This is a genomic window from Nocardia sp. NBC_01730, from assembly GCF_035920445.1.
In the GTDB taxonomy this organism is placed as follows: Bacteria; Actinomycetota; Actinomycetes; order Mycobacteriales; family Mycobacteriaceae; genus Nocardia.
In genome coordinates, this window is the sequence record NZ_CP109162.1 from 6,456,478 (window position 1) to 6,474,530 (window position 18,053).

17 protein-coding genes are annotated in these 18,053 nt (G+C 67.9%); 13 read left to right on the plus strand and 4 right to left on the minus strand.

Annotation, left to right across the window (positions count from 1 at the left end; all coding sequences use genetic code 11):
- Nucleotides 1–175 precede the first annotated feature (175 nt).
- From OHB12_RS27160 to OHB12_RS27190, 7 genes are all read left to right on the plus strand, one after another.
- Nucleotides 176–2,359: an acyl-CoA dehydrogenase family protein gene (locus OHB12_RS27160; RefSeq protein WP_442800141.1), complete on the plus strand. Its 2,184-nt coding sequence runs from the start codon at nucleotides 176–178 to the stop codon at nucleotides 2,357–2,359.
- 25 nt (nucleotides 2,360–2,384) lie between these two features.
- The gene (locus OHB12_RS27165) at nucleotides 2,385–3,449 is read left to right on the plus strand and encodes an acyl-CoA dehydrogenase family protein (protein ID WP_327121532.1); all 1,065 of its coding nucleotides are present in this window, start codon (nucleotides 2,385–2,387) and stop codon (nucleotides 3,447–3,449) included.
- The gene (locus OHB12_RS27170; protein ID WP_327111942.1) at nucleotides 3,434–4,750 is read left to right on the plus strand and encodes an acyl-CoA dehydrogenase family protein; all 1,317 of its coding nucleotides are present in this window, start codon (nucleotides 3,434–3,436) and stop codon (nucleotides 4,748–4,750) included. Before OHB12_RS27165 ends, OHB12_RS27170 begins: the two co-directional genes overlap by 16 nt.
- A gap of 17 nt (nucleotides 4,751–4,767) precedes the next feature.
- Nucleotides 4,768–5,706 carry a bifunctional MaoC family dehydratase N-terminal/OB-fold nucleic acid binding domain-containing protein gene (locus OHB12_RS27175; RefSeq protein ID WP_327111944.1) on the plus strand — a complete coding sequence of 313 codons (939 nt, stop codon included), beginning with the start codon at nucleotides 4,768–4,770 and terminating at the stop codon, nucleotides 5,704–5,706.
- 144 nt (nucleotides 5,707–5,850) lie between these two features.
- Nucleotides 5,851–6,270 (plus strand): MaoC family dehydratase, encoded by a 420-nt coding sequence (locus OHB12_RS27180; protein WP_327111946.1) that lies wholly within the window; start codon nucleotides 5,851–5,853, stop codon nucleotides 6,268–6,270.
- Complete coding sequence (locus tag OHB12_RS27185) at nucleotides 6,263–7,441, plus strand: lipid-transfer protein (protein WP_327111948.1); 1,179 nt, start codon at nucleotides 6,263–6,265, stop codon at nucleotides 7,439–7,441. The genes OHB12_RS27180 and OHB12_RS27185 overlap by 8 nt, the downstream gene beginning before the upstream one ends.
- A 134-nt stretch (nucleotides 7,442–7,575) precedes the next feature.
- The gene (locus tag OHB12_RS27190) at nucleotides 7,576–8,016 is read left to right on the plus strand and encodes an NUDIX hydrolase (RefSeq protein ID WP_327111950.1); all 441 of its coding nucleotides are present in this window, start codon (nucleotides 7,576–7,578) and stop codon (nucleotides 8,014–8,016) included.
- A gap of 54 nt (nucleotides 8,017–8,070) precedes the next feature.
- Here OHB12_RS27190 and OHB12_RS27195 read toward each other — a convergent pair whose 3' ends face one another.
- Nucleotides 8,071–8,817, minus strand: coding sequence for a TetR/AcrR family transcriptional regulator (locus tag OHB12_RS27195; protein WP_442799857.1), 747 nt, complete (start codon nucleotides 8,815–8,817; stop codon nucleotides 8,071–8,073).
- Between the two features lie 54 nt (nucleotides 8,818–8,871).
- Between OHB12_RS27195 and OHB12_RS36450 the strand changes: the two genes are divergently transcribed.
- Nucleotides 8,872–9,108: a DUF58 domain-containing protein gene (locus OHB12_RS36450; RefSeq protein ID WP_442799858.1), complete on the plus strand. Its 237-nt coding sequence runs from the start codon at nucleotides 8,872–8,874 to the stop codon at nucleotides 9,106–9,108.
- Nucleotides 9,109–9,324: 216 nt separating this feature from the next.
- Here OHB12_RS36450 and OHB12_RS27205 read toward each other — a convergent pair whose 3' ends face one another.
- The gene (locus OHB12_RS27205; protein ID WP_327111954.1) at nucleotides 9,325–10,242 is read right to left on the minus strand and encodes a DNA-binding protein; all 918 of its coding nucleotides are present in this window, start codon (nucleotides 10,240–10,242) and stop codon (nucleotides 9,325–9,327) included.
- Nucleotides 10,243–10,533: 291 nt separating this feature from the next.
- On the opposite strand from OHB12_RS27205, the gene OHB12_RS27210 reads away from it, so the two are divergent.
- Nucleotides 10,534–10,938 carry a hypothetical protein gene (locus OHB12_RS27210; RefSeq protein ID WP_327111956.1) on the plus strand — a complete coding sequence of 135 codons (405 nt, stop codon included), beginning with the start codon at nucleotides 10,534–10,536 and terminating at the stop codon, nucleotides 10,936–10,938.
- Between the two features lie 552 nt (nucleotides 10,939–11,490).
- Entirely contained in the window at nucleotides 11,491–11,685 is a 195-nt protein-coding gene (locus tag OHB12_RS27215) for a hypothetical protein (RefSeq protein WP_327111958.1), read from the plus strand.
- A gap of 109 nt (nucleotides 11,686–11,794) precedes the next feature.
- Here OHB12_RS27215 and OHB12_RS27220 read toward each other — a convergent pair whose 3' ends face one another.
- Together OHB12_RS27220 and kstD are read right to left on the minus strand one after the other, a co-directional pair.
- On the minus strand, nucleotides 11,795–12,661 hold the full coding sequence (locus OHB12_RS27220; protein ID WP_327111960.1) for a MaoC family dehydratase: 867 nt from the start codon (nucleotides 12,659–12,661) through the stop codon (nucleotides 11,795–11,797).
- Nucleotides 12,662–12,892: 231 nt separating this feature from the next.
- Complete coding sequence (kstD, locus tag OHB12_RS27225; protein ID WP_327111962.1) at nucleotides 12,893–14,593, minus strand: 3-oxosteroid 1-dehydrogenase; 1,701 nt, start codon at nucleotides 14,591–14,593, stop codon at nucleotides 12,893–12,895.
- Between the two features lie 114 nt (nucleotides 14,594–14,707).
- Here kstD and OHB12_RS27230 point away from each other — a divergent pair, with 114 nt between their 5' ends.
- From OHB12_RS27230 to OHB12_RS27240, 3 genes are read left to right on the plus strand one after another with little or no spacing between them, the layout of a single operon-like run.
- Nucleotides 14,708–16,333, plus strand: coding sequence for an FAD-binding protein (locus tag OHB12_RS27230; protein WP_327111964.1), 1,626 nt, complete (start codon nucleotides 14,708–14,710; stop codon nucleotides 16,331–16,333).
- Nucleotide 16,334: 1 nt separating this feature from the next.
- Nucleotides 16,335–17,120 (plus strand): 2-keto-4-pentenoate hydratase, encoded by a 786-nt coding sequence (locus tag OHB12_RS27235; RefSeq protein ID WP_327111966.1) that lies wholly within the window; start codon nucleotides 16,335–16,337, stop codon nucleotides 17,118–17,120.
- 10 nt (nucleotides 17,121–17,130) lie between these two features.
- On the plus strand, nucleotides 17,131–18,042 hold the full coding sequence (locus OHB12_RS27240) for an acetaldehyde dehydrogenase (acetylating) (RefSeq protein ID WP_327111968.1): 912 nt from the start codon (nucleotides 17,131–17,133) through the stop codon (nucleotides 18,040–18,042).
- Nucleotides 18,043–18,053 lie beyond the last annotated feature (11 nt).

Here is an 18,053-nt window from a genome sequence, read left to right on the forward strand (position 1 = left end):
TTTCCGGAAAACGTCGTTTCATCGGCGTGCGCGGTCTGCCGGGGCGGTGATCGTGTCTTGACTTACGCCCGGCTAGGATATTAGAACATGTTCTAGGTGTGGGAGTCACGCCGGAAAGGCGGTATGGACTGTGACCATCGCCACCACTGACGAGCATAAAGCCGTCCAGGAGTCGATGAGCGGATGGGCGGCGTCGGTCCGTCCAATTGCAACAATGCGGACCGACCCGGCGGACTTCTGGCGCGCCTACTGGCCTGCGCTGGCCGAGATCGGAATCTTCCGGGTCGCGGTGTCCGAGGATGCGGGCGGCGCGGGCGGTTCGGTCACCGATCTCGCCGTCCTGGTGGAGCAGGCGGCGCACGATCTGGTCGGTGGCCCTGTGCTCGCAACGGCTTTGGCCAATCTGATCACCGCGGGACGGCTCGACGAGGACCTTCCCTGCGGTGTCGCGCTCGACTTCGTTGTCGGTTCGGCGGTGAGCGTACCCGCCGCGAGCGGCGAGTTGTCGCTTACAGGTACCTGGGATTCCGTTCTCGGTGCGGCGCAGGGAACCGCGGTGCTGCTTCCGGTATCCCTTCCGCAGGGACAGCGCTGGTGCGTGGTTCCGCCGGATGCCCTCGGCCTGCGGCTCGAGCTGCTGCCGCCGCTGGACCTGACTACGCCGCTGGCGCGGGTGCACTGCGCCGAGGTGCGCGTGCCCGCCGAACAGGTGTTCGCCGCGCCCTATGCGGCCGAGGATCTTCTCGTCGCGCTTGCTACCGCCGAGCTGGCCGGTCTCGCGGGCTGGTGTCTGGAGACCGCGGTCGAATACGCCAAGGTTCGTGAGCAATTCGGGCGCAAGATCGGATCCTTCCAAGCGGTCAAACACATCTGTGCCTGGATGCTGTGCCGGACCGAGCTCATCCGCACCGTCGCGGCCGACACCGCGGCCGCCGTAGACGAGGGTGGCGCCGAACTGCCGATCGCCGCCGCGATCGCCGCCGCGATCGCCATGGACGCGGCGGTCGAGACCGCCGAGGACTGCATCCAGGTGCTCGGCGGCATCGGCTTCACCTGGGAGCACGACGCGCACCTGTATCTGCGCAGGGCGGTGGCGTTGCGCCAGCTGCTCGGCGGTTCGGCGCGTTGGCGGGCCAGGGTCACCGAGCTGACTCGCTCGGGACAGCGGCGCACCACCGGCGCCGACCAGGTGTTCGCCGCCGATGCTGTTTCTCGCATGAGCGGAGCCCTCCGTGGTCACGCTTCGCTGCTGCCTGCGGGCCTGACCGCGCACGCAGGGGGCGTGCCCGCCGTGGATGACGGCAACGTGCATGAGCTGGCCGCCGAGGTCACGCGGATCGCGGCGCTGCCCGCCGACGAGCAGCGCGTCGCGCTGGTCGAGGCGGGACTGGTCATGCCGCACTGGCCACGCCCCTATGGCCGCGCCGCGGACCCGATGACCGGTCTGATGATCTCCGAGGAACTGCGCCGCGCGGGCCTCACCGCCCCGGACCTGGCCATCGGTGGCTGGGCGATTCCCACCCTGTTGCAACACGGAACACCGGAGCAGATCGACCGGTTCGCCTGGCCTACGCTGCGCGGCGAGGTGGTCTGGTGCCAGCTGTTCAGCGAACCCGAGGCGGGCTCGGACCTGGCCGCGCTGCGCACCACCGCGAAGAAGGTGGACGGCGGCTGGGTGCTGCGCGGTCAGAAGGTGTGGACCTCGCTCGGCGACAAGGCGAACTGGGCGATCTGCCTGGCGCGCACCGACCCGGACACGCCCAAGCACCGGGGCATTTCCTACTTCCTCGTCGACATGCGCAGCGCAGGTCTAGAGGTCCGGCCGCTGGTGCAGATCACCGGCGAGGCACGCTTCAGCGAAGTGTTCCTCGACGATGTGTTCGTGCCTGACGACTGTCTGGTCGGCGCACTGAACAATGGATGGAAGATCGCCCGCTCGACCCTGTCGACAGAGCGCGTCGCGATGGGTGGCAACGGTATCGGGCCGGTGCTCGAGGAGCTGATCGCGAAGTCGCCCGCCACCGGTCCCGGTGCGGAACTGCTGAACGACCGGCTCGGCGGGTTCGTCGCCGAAGCGATCGCCGGAATTTTGCTAGAGCAGCGCGGCGCGGTGCGAATGTTGGCGGGCGGTGACCCCGGCGCGCAGGGTAGCGTACGCAAGTTGCTCGGGGTACGCCACCGCCAGGCGGTCGCGGAATTCGCTGTCGAGACGGCAGGGCCCATCGGTGCGCAGGATGCCGAAGTGGCGAAGGAGTTCCTGCTCACGCGCTGTTTATCGATCGCTGGTGGAACCGAGCAGATTCTGCTCACCGTGGCCGGTGAGCGGATTCTGGGGCTGCCTCGTGACGCTGACAGCTAGTCGCCGAGACAACTGGGAGAAAAGCGTGGACTTCACCAGGGAAGAGGGCCAAGATGCCGTGGCCGAAGTCGTCGTGAGCTTGATGGAGCGCGAGCCGGCCCGTGGCATGGAGCTGTGGCCGAGACTGGTCGACTCCGGACTGCTTTCGATCGCGCTGCCGGAGCGGCACGGCGGCGATGGTATGGGCCTGCTCGAGGTATCGGTGCTGCTCACCGAGCTGGCTACGGACGCGGTCGCGGTGCCGGCCCTGCCGACGCTCGGCTTCGGCGTGCTGCCGCTGTTGGCCTCCGCGCCGGAGAGCATCGGGGAGCGGGTGCTGCCCGAGGTCGCCAAGGGCACGGTGCTCACCGCGGCGCTGAGCGAGCCGGCGGCACCGTTCACGGTGAAGCCGGAGACCACCGCGGTGATCAGCGGTAGCACGGTGCGCATCACCGGGCACAAGGTCGCCGTGCCCTACGCCGAGCAGGCGCGCTGGCTGCTCGTACCGACCAATTCCGGTATCGCCCTTGTTGATTCGGAAGCCGAAGGGCTCACCACGACACCGACTCCGGTCTCCGGCGGCATCCCGGAATGCAGCGTGCGGCTGAACCAGGTGAAGATACCCGCTGACCAGCTGTGGCCGACCGGTCTCGTCGACCTGCATCGGCTGGCGCTTGCCTCGATCGGATCGGTCGCCGATGGTTTGCTAAAGGGTGCGCTCATTCTGACCGCCGAGCATCTGCGGACCCGCCGCCAATTCGGTCGGCCGCTGGCGGAGTTCCAGGCGGTGGCCCAGCAGATCGCCGATCTGTACGTCGTCTCGCGCACCCTGCACGTGGCCGCGCTGTCGGCGAACTGGGCGCTGGCGCAGGCCGGTCCGAGCCAGGAGCATCGCGGCCGGACCGACGACGATCTGGATATCCTCGCCTACTCCGTCGCCGCGGAATTGCCACAGGCCATGCAGAAGTGCCATCACCTGCACGGCGGTCTCGGCGTGGACATGACCCACCCGATGCATCGCTATTACTCACAAGCTAAGGACATCGCTCGCTGGCTCGGTGGGCCGTCGTTCCGACTTGATCGATTGGGGGCCAGATGTTCATCGACCTGACTACCGAGCAGCGCCGATTACGTGACGAACTGCGCTTGTACTTCGCCGATCTCGTGACTCCTGAGGAGGAGGCCGAGATGGCGGTGAACCGCCATGGCGACGCCTACCGCGCGGTGGTACACAGGATGGGACGCGACGGCTGGCTCGGCGTCGGCTGGCCGAAGGAATACGGCGGCCAGGGCTTCGGGCCGGTCGAGCAGCAGATCTTCTTCAACGAGGCCGTGCGTGCCGATGTCCCGCTTCCGCTGGTGACCCTGCTGACGGTCGGACCGACATTGCAGCAGTTCGGTACCGAGGAACAGAAGAAGCAGTTCCTGCCCGGAATCCTCGCAGGCGATATTCACTTCGCGATCGGCTACTCCGAGCCAGAGGCCGGGACCGATCTTGCGTCGCTGCGGACCTCCGCGGTGCGCGACGACGCCGGGGACTGGATCGTCAACGGGCAGAAGATCTTCACCACGGGTGCGCACGAGGCCGACTACGTTTGGCTGGCCTGCCGCACCGGGTCGCTCGAGTCGCGCCACCGCGGCATCACCATCCTGATCGTGGACACCACCGATCCCGGCTACTCGTGGACGCCGATCATCACCTGCGACGGCGCCCACCACACCAACGCGACCTACTTCGACAATGTGCGGGTTCCGGCGAACATGCTGGTCGGCGAGGAGAACCGGGGCTGGAAGCTGATCACGACGCAGCTCAACCACGAGCGGGTGAGCCTCGGACCGTCCGGCAAGATCGAGCAGCTCTACGACCGGGTGCGCGAATGGGCGCAGCCGCGCGGCGTGCTCGACGAGATCGACGTGCGTCGTTCGCTGGGTCGCATCCATGCCATGGCCCGGCTCAACGAGCTGCTGAACTGGCAGGTCGCCGCTGCGTCCGATGGGCGGCGCTCGCGGGGCCCTGCGTGGTCACGCTCCGCTACCGCCTCCGGGCCTGTCGCGACCGTCGCCGAGTCCGATGGGCGTCGCTCGCGGGGCCCTGCGTGGTCACGCTCCGCTACCGCCTCCGGGCCCGTCGCGCGCGCCGCCGATGTCGACGGTGACCAGTCCCAGGTGATCGCCGACGCGTCGGCCACCAAGGTCTACTCCACCGAATCGCTCCAGGAGGCGGGCAGGCTCGCCGAGGAGATCGTCGGCCGCTACGGCGACCAAACCGAACCCGACACCGCTGAGCTACTCACCTGGCTCGACCGCAGGACCAAACAGAACCTCGTGGTGACCTTCGGCGGCGGCGTCAACGAGGTGATGCGCGAGCTGGTCGCCTCGTCGGGACTGCGCTTACCGCGAGTACCCCGATAACGAGTAAGGAGCCGCGCGTGCCGGAAACCACTACTCCGGAAGCCATCATCGCCGCAGCCGAGACAATCAAGGCCGCGGGCGAGTGCGCGCCCCGTCTCGGGCGCGATCCGGTAAACCAGCCGATGATCAACAACTGGGTGGAGGCGCTGGGCGACACCAACCCCATCTACGTCGACGAGGAGGCAGCCCGGGCTGCCGGACACCCCGGCGTCGTCGCGCCGCCCGCCATGGCACAGGTGTGGACCATGTTCGGGCTCAACGGTTCTCGGCCCGCCGACGACCCGATGGGTGCGGCCACCGAACTGCTCGACGCGGCGGGCTACACCTCCGTGGTCGCCACCGACTGCCGGCAGACTTATCACCGGTATCTCAATGTCGGGGAAGAGCTTTGCGTCACCAGCAGGTTGTCGGACATCCGCGGTCCCAAGCGAACGGCGCTCGGGGATGGTTGGTTCGTCACCTTCCGCACCAGCTGGCACGTGGGCGACGAGGTCGTCGCCGAGATGCTGTTCCGTCTGCTGAAGTTCGCACCGGGCGCCGGCGCGGCGCCGCAGCCCGGCGCGGGTGCACGGGTCAAGCCGTTGGTTTCGTGGGACACCGAATTCTTCTGGGAGGGAACCAAGGTCGGCGAGTTGCGCATCCAGCGTCTGCCGGACGGATCGCTGCGGCACCCGCCTATTCCGGCCATCTGGCAGGACAAGTCGAAGCCGACCGACTACGTCGTCGCCTCCGGGCGCGGCACCGTGTTCAGTTACGTCGTGCACCATGCGCCGAAGGTGCCGGGGCGGCAGCTGCCGTTCGTGGTCGCGCTGGTCGAATTGGAGGAAGGCGTGCGCATGCTCGGTGAACTGCGCGGCATCGACCCAGCCGAGGTGCGGGTCGGCCTGCCGGTCCAGGCGGGCTTCGAGAAGCTCGACGACGAGGCGATCCTGCCGATCTGGGAGGTGCTCGCATGACCGGTCAGGCCTGGAGGCGGCAGCTCGCGTCACCACGGAGGGCCCCGGCCATGCGAGAAAAGGACACAGCATGAGCGTCCGGCGTGGAGGCGGCAGCCTGCGTCACCACGGAGGGCCAGCGTGTGCCGAGAGAGAGGAAACAGCATGACCGCCACCGTGGAACCGGATGCCGTGCGGGTCGGCACCGTGCTGCCCGAGCTCGTAATCACCGCCGATCCGACTTTCGTGATCAGTACGGCCCTGGCAACCAGGGATTTCCAGGACGTGCACCACGACAGGGACAAGGCTGCCGCACGAGGCTCCAAGGACATCTTCGTCAATATCCTCACCGACACCGGGCTGGTGCAGCGCGTCGTCACCGACTGGGCGGGCCCGCGCGCGATCGTGAAGTCGATCGCGCTGCGTCTCGGTGTTCCGCTGTATGCGGGGGACACGTTGACGCTCACCGGCACGGTGACCGCGCTGGAGGGCGACGACATCCACATCGACGTGGTCGGCAGGGACAGCCTCGGCGACCACATCACGGCCACAGTCGTCATCGCGTTGCGGAGGGCCGATGACTGAGCAGACCATTTCGGGTCGCGCGGCCGTCGTCGGTATCGGCGCCACCGATTTCTCGAAGGACTCCGGTCGCAGCGAGCTGCGGTTGGCCGCTGAAGCGGTCACCGCGGCGCTGGCGGACGCGGGTCTCACGGCGGCCGATGTCGACGGCCTGACCACGTTCACCATGGACACCAACACCCAGGCCGCGGTGGCAAGGGCGGTCGGCATCCCGCGGCTGACGTTCTTCAGCCACATCGGGTACGGCGGTGGCGCGGCCTGCGCCACCGTTCAGCAGGCCGCCATGGCGGTGGCCACCGGCATCGCCGACGTTGTCGTCGCCTACCGCGCGTTCAACGAGCGTTCGGTGTCGCGGTTCGGGCAGTTCTCCACGGCGCTGGCGACGTCGCCGACCTCGTCGGGCATCGACGCGGGCTGGTCTTACCCCCAGGGCCTCGGCACACCCGCCGCACAGGTGGCGATGGTGGCCCGCCGCTACATGCACGTCTACGGCGCCACCAGTGCGGACTTCGGCGCCGTTGCCGTCGCCGATCGCAAGCACGCCGCGGTGAACCCGGCCGCCTTCTTCTACGGCAAGCCGATCACGCTGGAGGATCACCAGAATTCGCGCTGGATCGCCGAGCCGCTGCACCTGCTCGACTGCTGCCAGGAGTCCGACGGCGGCGTCGCGATCGTGGTGACCAGCGTCGAGCGCGCACGCGACCTGCCGCAGCGGCCTGCCGTGATCGCCGCGGCCGCCCAGGGTTCCGGCGCGGACCAGTACGTGATGACCAGCTACTACCGCGACGCCATGACCGGACTTCCGGAAATGGGCTTGGTCGGCGACCAGCTGTGGGCGCAGAGCGGGCTGAGCCCCGGCGACATGCAGGCTGCCATCCTTTACGACCACTTCACACCGTTCGTCCTCATGCAGTTGGAGGAACTCGGCTTCTGTGCTCGTGGCGAGGCGAAGGACTTCATCGCCGACGGAGCCATCGAGCTCGGCGGCCGCCTGCCACTGAACACCCACGGCGGCCAACTCGGCGAGGCCTACATCCACGGAATGAACGGCATCGCCGAGGCGGTAAGACAGATCCGTGGCACCTCGGTCAACCCGGTGGAGAACCTGGATAACATCCTGGTCACCGCAGGCACTGGCGTACCGACCTCCGGGCTGGTGCTCAGCGCGCACTGAAATCGTCATCGCCCGTACCGCGCCGAGCGCGCGGCGGGGGCAGGCAGTACCTCGGCCGGTGCGGGCGTAACGATCGTTCGGCTGGTGGGCGGCAGGATGTCTGGCGTCCGCGCAGCTGTACGGAGAGGAGCCCTGTGACCACCAGGCACCTGGTCGACGTGCACGTTCTGCTCGTCAGGGGGGACGACCTGCTTTTGAGCAAGCGCCGCAGCGACGACGAGTTCGATGGTCTCTGGCACCTCCCCGCGGGCAAACTGGAGGCGGGTGAATCCGCTACCGCCGCTACCGTCCGCGAAGCATACGAGGAGGTCGGTGTGGTGATCGACGAGGCCGACCTGCACCACATCCACACCGCTCACGTAGTCGGTTCCGGGCTCGAGCCCCGCCTCGGCCTCTTCTTCGAAACCCGCCGCTGGTCCGGGAACCCGGTCAACCGCGAGCCCGGCAAGTCCTACGAATTGCGCTGGTTCCCCCTCGCCGCCCTCTCCGAATCGACTCTCATCCCATACTCGAACGTAGGCATCCGAGCCCACCGCACCGGCCGCACCTACAGCCAACATGGTTGGCGCCGCTGAGCGGCACATGCCTGCGGCGAAACGCCCGAGCGGCCCTCCGCCGTGCGCCACTCGTCAGCCCGTCAGGTAGGGGGTCAGGAGGCGGGCAAGTTGGTGGGTGCTGGCGGGGGTGTTGGGCGGAAGGGTGCTGCGGTTGCCTGCGAAGCGGTCGAAGACGGCGCCTTCGAGGACTGCGACGAAGTTGTGGGCGTCGGTGTCTGGATCGGGAAATCCTTTGGCGTAGAACAGCTCTCGAGCGTGATCGATGGAGAAGAGGCTGCGGGCCAGCCGGGGGTGTAGGTCGGGATCGTCCAGTAGATCGATGAGTAGGGCGTGGCGGGCGATGAGGTGGTTGCGCCGCTCGGTCAATAGCCGGTCGAGCCAGGCGGCGATGGCCTCGGCGACCGACCGTGGGTCGAGGGGGTCGGTCGTCACCAGCTGAGCGCCGCCGAAGTCTTCCCGGGAGCGGGTGGTGATCCGGTCGACGATCGCCTCGATGAGCGTGTGTTTCGTGCGGAAGTAGTAGGAGGCCGACCCGGCGGGCAGGTCCAGCGCGGTGTATGTGGCTGTTTTGTGCAGTAGACAGATTCGGTGGTAACGAGAAGCCCGGGCGCGAGCGCCGATATCGGTGGCGCTCCTGCCGGTACTGCTCACCGTGTCGATGGTGATCCTGCTGGCCGGGTGATCGCGAGCCGGCACCGGCTTCCGCTGGCCATGCCGGAGCCGGAACGCGAGGACGAGCGTCGGCAGTGGCGTCTCGGGCGCGTTGGCCTGGCGGTGCGAGTGTCCGCCGCTCAGCCCGGCCGGGCTCGCGATCGCCACCGCGGTGCTGCCCGCGGGCCGGCTGTTCGTCTACCGATCACCGATCCGCAGCGAATGCGCTTGCCGCGCCCCGAACTTCCGGAGCGGCTCGGCAGTCATCTGACCCGAAGGCACGGCCCCGGCGTCGAGTACGCGGACATTCGCGCCTACGCACCCGGCAACCAGTTGCGCACCGTGAACTGGCCGGTGAGCGCGCGGCGCGGGCGGCTCTACGTCACCGAGCGGCGGGCGGCGCCGGTACTCGTTGTGGTGCTGTACACCTTGGTAATCCAAGGCGTCGCGGTGCGTTGAGCACGGCGCGGTCCGGAACCGCAGCCGTCCACCGGCGCTTGATGGGGCCCGATCCGAATGCCATCGGGCCCCGGCGGACGTCCGATCGGCGCAGCGTGCATCGGCAAGCTCGCCGCGAACACCTCTGCGAAGGAGGACGACCAGGTGGGAATTACACGGTGGCGTGCGAAGGCTCGACAGCGACTCAGGCGATATCGGCGCCACGCACAGCTGGATTCACGCCTTCGTCGCGGAAACAGGTCTTTTGATCTCGCTCATCAGCATTCGCAACGTCAGCGAATGCTTCTCCGGCGGAAGTGCGTTCAACGCAGCCCGTGCCATCTTGACACCTTCCGCCTGGTCACCTGCACGCGCGAGCATCAATCCCTGATGCATATCCAGATGCGTCCGGAACCGCGGCAGCGAGTCCGGCAGATCTGCCCGAGCCGCCTCCTGTGCCGCCAACGCGGTCCGCTCGTCACCCAAGCGGGCGGCCAGAAGGGACAGGAAGATGTTCACCCGCCACCACGGCACCGCGTAGTCACTCGATTGGTCCTCGGACCCTGACCGATCGAACTCCCGGCGGCCAACGGCGATCAGGCCCCCCGCCGCTTCTTTGTCGCCCAGGATTGTGGCAGCGTGCGCCTTCCCCCACAGCGCGTTGAGCCGACCCAAACCAGGCCGGTCACTGATCGCCAACGCCTCATCGGCAAAACGGTGCGCTACGGGCAGCGCCGCGCCCTCGTAGCCCAACGCGATCGCTGCCCGCCCACGCACCCACACTCGGATATCGGTGTCCTCGGATCGGTCAGCCGCTTCGGCCGCCATCGAGTACCAGTTGATCGCCTTGCGGCCGTCGCGGCCCGGAAAAGTCTTGGCGTACAGGGTCATCAGGCGCGCAGCGATCGACCACATCCGCGGTGTATCCAACTGCTGTTGCAGCACCACCATGTCGGCTGCCAGCCGCCGCTGAATCTCCGCGGCGCCAGCGCTCATGTAATCGCGGCCATAGATGACAAGCCGGTCTTCCCACTCCGCGATATCGGGCCGAGCCGCGCTGAGCCGCGCGGCGAATCCTTGGGCCAGGAGGTCGGACGCTACGACAGGCGCGACGGACGTAGCAGCCAGGTGGCTCAGGAATTCGCGCCGGTTCACATTTGCCTCCAACAACTCAGAGGGACAATCAAGCACCGTCGCTAGATGACGTAGCCAAAACGCCGATGGTTCGGTGGCGTTGGATTCCCAACGCCGGGAGATGTATTCGCGGTTGATATTGGCGCCAGATGCTTTGCATAGTTCATCGGCCAGTCTTCCCTGCGACCAGCCCTTAGCCAAGCGAAGTTGGCGGATCAGGGCGCCGGTCCCGCTGCTCATACTTCGATCATCCCCCGGAATATCAGCTCGAGGAAAGCGGTATAGGTGTCGCCAGCGCGGACGCCACCCCCGATGCCACTACCGAGCCTTGGTCGGGGAGTCGGCCGCTACGCGACCAGGGATGCCACGGCTGTTGCCACCGCGCCGACGGCGGGCCGCGCGACATCGTTGAAGTTGGCCCCGGTGCCAGGGTTGAACCGGCCAGCGCGTCGTTGTCCCTGGCGCCGGGTGCTCAGCCCGCCACAATTCGTGGTCGGGCGCACCTACAGCCGTCGATTCACGGAGGTCGGGTACATGCCGAGCCGAGAACTACCGAAGCGAGCCGCGCTCGTCGGGCCGCAACGTCCTGTCGACTACGAGCTATCGGCCGACGTCCTCGGACGGTACCTCGACGCTCTCAAAGAGCTGCGGGCGATCGAGGGCGACACGCACGACGCGGGAGCGCGGCAGGCCGCCACCGGGTGGAGGTGTAGGTGATGCGCGAGACACCCCCGGAGCTGCCGATGGACACGGCCGAGAGTCGATGCCGGTTCTACCGGCAGGTGTGCGGGTTGGAGGCGGGGATCAAGCCCGAAACCGGTCGTATCTTCGTTCGGGCGGGCAGTGTAGGGGCGATCACTATGCCCGCGCGCCTGGGTCAGTTGGTTAAATCCGGAATACAGACCCGGAAATGCGTTGTCGGCCCGATCGTCTCCCATCCGCGTTCACAGAGGTGGACGTTCCTGACAAGGCCCGATCTGCCGACGAGGTGCGCATGTTTTCCGAGTTGTTCCGGCTGAATGTGACGGTCGCCCGGCTCGGCGCGGAAATCGCGTTGCCGTCGCCCGCCGACATACACGCCGCGTTTCGGGTCTGGGTAGAGTCGCCACGCGACACGTTCTGGCCCTCCGGCATGGTTGTAGTGGAAGCGATACGCGCATGTGTGGATGCCCGTCCATCGGGGCGGAACCGATGAGCGTGAGTGGCGAGCCTTCTCCGCGCCCGATCGCCGCCGACGTTCGTCTATCAGTCCAATTGCAGGACATCCGAATGGATTTCGTTGCGTGCATGACCGCTGCGCTGATGTTCGTGCAGGACTGGCGCGCCCACCACTACCTCGACGACGTGACTGTGGTCCCTGGCGGCACCGGCGGGTTGCCGCGCCTGCCTAACGAGCGGCTCTACCTCGAACCATGGCGGACACCGGCGTGTAGCAGAAAGCCGGACGCCTCCCGTGAGTACTGAACGGCATCGGCGGCTCCCCGCGAGGTGGGCAGTAACTGAACACATCGGTAGTCGGTGGGGAAGCCGGTGGTCCGGTGGGCTTGTCTACGTTCGGCGGGAGGTACCGCCGTCAAGCCGGCAGGAAGCGCAGCGTGACGTCGTCGAGGACCGGTGCGTCATCGCGTTCGACAACGGTAGCCGCGATGGTCAGCTCGTCGTTCTGCCGCCAGATCCGGGTCCGGATCGTCTCGCCGGGAAACAGCACGCCCGCGAACCGGGCGCGGAAGCCGGCGACCCGGCTCGCGTCGGCGCCGAGCACGGTGTCCGTCGCGGTCTTGCAGACGATGCCGTAGGTGCACAGGCCGTGCAGGATGGGCGCGGGAAAGCCTGCCGCGCGGGCGAATTCCGGGTCGGAGTGCAGCGGGTTGCGGTCGCCACACATCCGATACAGCAGCGCCTGCTGCGGCAGGGTCGGCGTCGCCACGTCGAAATCCGGTGCGCGGTGCGGCAGTTCGGACTTGGTGCTCGGGCCGCGCTCGCCGCCGAAGCCGCCCTCGCCCTTGGCGAAGATCGAGGAGCGCACGGTCCACAGCGGCGCGCCGTCGGAGCCGGTGGCGGTGTGCTCCTGCACGACCACCGCGGCCGAGCCCTTGTCCCAGATCTCCGCGATCCGGCCGGTGCTGGTCGCCTTGCCCACCACCGCGATCGGCCGGTGTACCTCGACCTCCTGATGGCCGTGCACGACCTTCGCCAGATCGATATCGATGCCGGGAAAGCTCACCTTCGGCGGTTCGGTCTCGCCCAGCGTCGGTGCGACAGTCGCGAAGGTCGGCAGCACCTGGGGTGCCCGATCGTCGAGGTAGCGCAGCTCGGCGGCGTCGGCCCAGCGTGCGCCCGCGCCTAGGCCGAGCTGGTAGAGCTGGACATCGGACGGCGTCCAGGCGAACTCCCGGCTCGGCAGTGCCGCGCCGAGCGCGATCTTCGGGTCGATGGGCATCAGTACTCCTTGTTCATGGTTGCAGACGGAGCGTCGGATTTCGAGGTCGCAGCGGACGTCGGGGTCACCGACCCGCCATCCACAGGTTGATCCCGCGTGCGGCACAGGCACTCGGTGATACCGCGTCCATGTCGTGGGATGGATCGATCGCGGGTACGGGCCCGCAAATGCCTTGGATACCCACCCGGGCGCGCACCGGTGTCGATGGGAGCCTGCGCCGGTGCCGTCATATCATGCCTCCGCTGACGCGATCGCGGGCTGGTCCTTCCTGCGCTTCACGATGTCGAGCACGGCCAGATAGCCGAAGGTGAGCGCGGGGCCGATGGTGGCGCCAGGACCGGCGTAGGTGTGGCCCATCACCGGGGCGCTGACATTGCCGGAGGCGTACAGGCCATCGATGACGGTCTCGTCCTCCCGCAGCACCCGGCCCGCGGCGTCGGTGACCAGGCCGCCCTTGGTACCGAGGTCACCGGGCACCATCTCGGCCGCATAGAACGGTCCCTCCACCAACGCGGCCAGACACGGGTTCGGCTTCACGGTGGGGTCGCCGTAGTACTTGTCGTAGGCGCTGTCGCCGCGGCGGTAGTCCTCGTCCACACCGGTGGCCGCGAAGCTGTTGAACCGTTCGATGGTCGCGGCGAGGTTCTGCTCGGGCACCCCGATCTCGGTAGCGAGTTCGGCGAGGGTTGGTGCCTGCACGATGAGGTTGTTTTCCATCCAGCGGGATGGAAAACGCTGACCCGGCTGCAGGCCCGCGAAGATATAGCGGTTGCGGTAGCGCTGGTCGAACACCAGCCAGGCGGGCACGTTCTCGCCGGGACCGTCGCCCTGCCCGTGCTCGCCGCCGTACATGGTGTGCACCGCCTCGACGTAAGGAGCGGACTCATTTCCGAATCGCTTGCCGTCGGCGTTGACGATGACGCAGCCGGGCAGATTGCGTTCCGCCAGGCAGAACCAGGGCTTGCCGCCCTTGAAGATCGTCGGCCCCCACCAGGCGTCGGCCATGATGTCGACGGCCGCGCCGAGCTCGAGACCGGCGCGGATGCCGTCGCCGGTGTTGGCGGGCGCGCCGGTGGTCCATTCGGTGGTGATCGGCGCGCGCTGGTATTTCCGCCGCATCTCGTCGTTGTGCTCGAAGCCGCCGCTGGCCAGCACCACACCGTGGCGAGCGGTGAAGCGGACGGTCCGGCCCTCGTGGTCGGCCTCGACACCGGTGACCCGGTCGTTCTCGACGATCAGCCCGGTCAGCGGGGTGTTCAGCAGCAGCGGCACGTCCGCGTCCAGCAGTCCTTTGCGGAGGGCGGCGGCAAGCGCCTGCCCCATGCCGAGCAGATGCTTGCCGGTGAGCCGGGCCCAGGTGGTGCGGACGCCGACCCGCATGGCGCGCAGCATGCCGCGCGGATGCCGCCGGATGAGGTTGAGCTGCTTGAAATCGGCCTGCGTGACCACGACGTTCAGCGGGGCTTTGCTATAGGCCGGCTCCAGGTTGAAGCGCTCCGCGCCGAGGATCTTGCCGTTGAACGGCTTGGGTTCGCACGAGCGTCCTTCGGCGCGGCCGCCCGGTGCCTCGGGGTAGTAGTCGGAATAGCCCGGCACCCAGCGCATCCGCAGCGGCGTGTGGTCGAGCACGAAGTCGAAGGCCTCGGCGCCGCGGTCGATGTAGGTGTCGATCCGATCCTTGGGCACGACGTCGCCGATGATGCTGTGCAGGTAGGTCCGCGCGTCCTCGCGGTCGTCGGGCCGACCTGACGCGCGCAGCGCCTTGTTCCCCGGGATCCACACGCCACCACCGGAGCGCGCGGTCGACCCGCCGTAGTGCGCGGCCTTTTCGATGAGCACCACGCTCAGCCCGTGATGGGCGGCGGTGAGGGCGGCGGTCATTCCGGCGGCGCCGCTGCCGACCACCACCACGTCGTATTCCCGATCATTCATGTAGAACACGTTATAGAATGGACGCGCCATTGGTCTATGTTGTGTGGCAGAAGACTTGCTCGGCGTTCCATTTGTCGAGGAAACTTGTTTCAGTTTCGGACCGGAGTGAAGTACATGGGCCTCGAATGGGACCTGACCACCGACGTTGTCGTGGTCGGATACGGCGCCGCGGGTGCGGCCGCCGCGCTGGAAGCCGCCGCGGCGGGCGCGCAGGTGCTTGTGCTCGAGCGATTCGCCGGGGGCGGCGCGTCGGCGCTGTCCGGCGGAATCATCTACGCGGGTGGCGGCACCTCAGTGCAGCGGGAGGCTGGGGTCGTGGACACTCCCGAGTCGATGCACGCCTACCTGGAGCGCGAGGTCGGCGATGCGGTGACGCCCGAGACGCTGCGCCGGTTCGTCGATGAGAGCCCCGCGCTGATCGAATGGCTGAAGGGCCATGGCGTGCCGTTCGAGGCGTCGCTGTGCCCGTACAAGACCTCCTATCCGAACGATCGCTACTACCTGTACTACTCCGGCAGCGAGATCTCCGGCGCGTTCCGCGACATCCCGGCCGCGCAGCGCGGACACCGAGTGAAGGGTAGGGGTACCTCGGGCAAGAAGCTCACCGGCCCGCTCGCCGCCTCCGCGTCCCGGCTCGGTGTGCGGGTGGAAACCCTGACGCGGGCAACGCAATTGCTCACCGACGACGTGGGCTCGGTGATCGGCGTCGAATGCCACACGCTGCGCGATGCGCCCGGCCGGATCCGCGACCGCTACACCCGCATGGCGACCATCGCGGCCAAGCCGGGCATCTACTATCCACCGCTGCGGCGGGCACTGGAGAAACGGCTCGTGGGCATGGAACGCCGATACGGCACCACGATTCGCGTCCTGGCGCGCAGGGGTGTGGTGGTCAGCGCGGGCGGGTTCATCGCTAACCGTGACATGGTGCGGCAGTACGCGCCGCGATACCGGGGTGGTCTCGCGCTCGGCACCACTGGTGACGACGGCAGCGGCATCCTGATGGCGCAGCGGGTCGGCGCGGCCGTCGACCGCATGGACAACGTCTCGGCGTGGCGCTTCCTGCTGCCGCCCAGCGCCTTCACCGGCGCGGTGCTGGTGGACGCGGACGGCCGCCGGGTGATCGACGAGACCCGCTACGGCGCCGCGGTCGGCCATGCGCTGATCACTGAGCATGACGGCAAGGGCTGGCTGCTCGCCGACGACACCCTGATGCGCACCGCGATCGGCCAGATCGGCAAGCAAGGCGCCTGGTTCCAGCGCGGGCAGTTCGAGACCATGCGGCGCACCGCGATTCGCGGCGCCACCCTGGAAGAGGTCGCGGCGAAAGCCGGGATCGGTGCCGCCGGTCTGCGCGCGACGGTCGAGGCGCACAACGCGGCGATCGACACCGGCGCGCCCGATCCGGTCGGCAAGCCGGCCGAGTTCACGAAACCCGTCCGCACCGGCCCGTTCTGGCTGTTGGATGTGGGCATCGAGCCGAGCCTGACAAACCCATGTCCGATGCTCACCCTCGGCGGTGTCGTCGTGGACGAGCACACCGGCGCGGTGAAGTCCACGGAGGGAAACGATATTCCCGGCCTCTTCGCGGCGGGCCGGACCGCGATCGGCATCTGCTCGAAGTCCTACGTCAGCGGTCTTTCGCTGTCCGATTGCGTCTTCTCTGGACGCCGGGCCGGGCGATCCGCGGCGAGCGAGCAGGTCCCGGCGCTCGATCAAGCAACAGTGGAAGGAACTTAGCGTGCTGTCCGACGTGGTACGAACCGAACTTGCCGACGAGCTCGAGCGCGCCGAGCGCGACCGTGTGGCGATCGATCCGCTGGTCGCCAGGTACACCGGCATCGACGTGGTCGACGCCTACCAGATCCAGCTGATCAATATCCGGCGCAGGCTCGACGGCGGCGCCAGGGTGGTCGGCCACAAGGTTGGCCTGTCGTCGAAGGCCATGCAGCAGATGATGGGCGTCGACGAGCCGGACTATGGGCATCTGCTCGCGGAAATGGAAGTCTACGAAGACGTTCCGGTGGAGGCGGGTCGCTACCTGTTTCCGCGGGTCGAGGTGGAAGTCGGGTTCGTGCTCGGCGCCGACCTACCCGGCGCGCACTGCACCGAGGAGGACGTGCTCGCCGCCACGGTCGCCTTCGCGCCGGCGATCGAGCTGATCGACTCGCGGGTCAAGGACTGGAACATCGGGCTGGCCGACACCATCTCCGACAACGCATCCTCCGCCGGGTTCGTGCTCGGTGCGCAGCGTGTCGCGCCGAAGGACATCGACGTCAAGGCGATCGACGCGGTGCTCACCCGCAACGGCGATGTCGTCGCCGAGGGCCGCAGCGACGCGGTGCTCGGCGACCCGGTGATCGCGGTGGCCTGGCTGGCGCGCAAGGTCGCGAGCTTCGGGGTGCGGCTGAAGGCGGGCGACATTGTGCTGCCCGGCTCGTGCACCCGTGCCATCGACGCCCGTCCGGGCGACGCATTCCATGCCGAGTTCGCCGGACTCGGTTCCGTCCGTCTGCAATTCACCTAGGAGGCCTGTCGTGTCCGTGCAGGGGACCGTCACCGCCGCGATCGTCGGGTCCGGCAACATCAGTACCGATCTGCTCTACAAGCTGCTGCGTTCGGAGAAGGTCGAGCCGCGCTGGATGATCGGTATCGACCCGGACAGCGAGGGCTTGAAGCGTGCCCGCGGCCTCGGGCTGGACACCTCGCACGAAGGTGTCGATTGGTTGCTCGGCCAGTCCGAACTGCCGGACTTGATCTTCGAGGCGACCTCGGCATACGTGCACCGTGCCGCCGCGCCGCGCTACGCAGAGGCGGGCATCCGCGCAGTGGATCTCACGCCCGCCGCCGTGGGTCCCGCCGTAGTGCCGCCGGTCAACCTCGGCGCGAATCTCGACGCGCCGAACGTCAACATGATCACCTGCGGCGGCCAGGCGACCATTCCGATCGTCGCCGCCGTGTCGCGGGTGGTACCGGTGCCATACGCGGAGATCGTCGCGTCGGTGTCGTCGGTTTCGGCGGGCCCCGGCACCCGGGCCAATATCGACGAGTTCACCAAGACCACCAGCCGCGGCGTGGAGACCATCGGCGGCGCGCGGCGGGGCAAGGCGATCATCATCCTGAACCCCGCCGAGCCGCCGATGATCATGCGCGACACCATCTTCTGCGCCATACCCGAAGGCGCCGACACCGACGTCGTCGCCGACTCCATCCACCGCATGGTCGCCGACATCCAGCAGTACGTGCCCGGCTATCGGCTGCTCAACGAACCACAGTTCGACCAGCCGTCGGTGGTGTCCGGTGGCATGGCGAAGGTCTCGGTGTTCGTCGAGGTCGAGGGCGCGGGCGACTTCCTTCCGCCGTACGCGGGCAATCTCGACATCATGACCGCCGCCGCGACGCAGGTGGGCGAGGTCATCGCCGACCAGATTGTCTCGGCCCGGCTGTAAGGAGCGAAAGA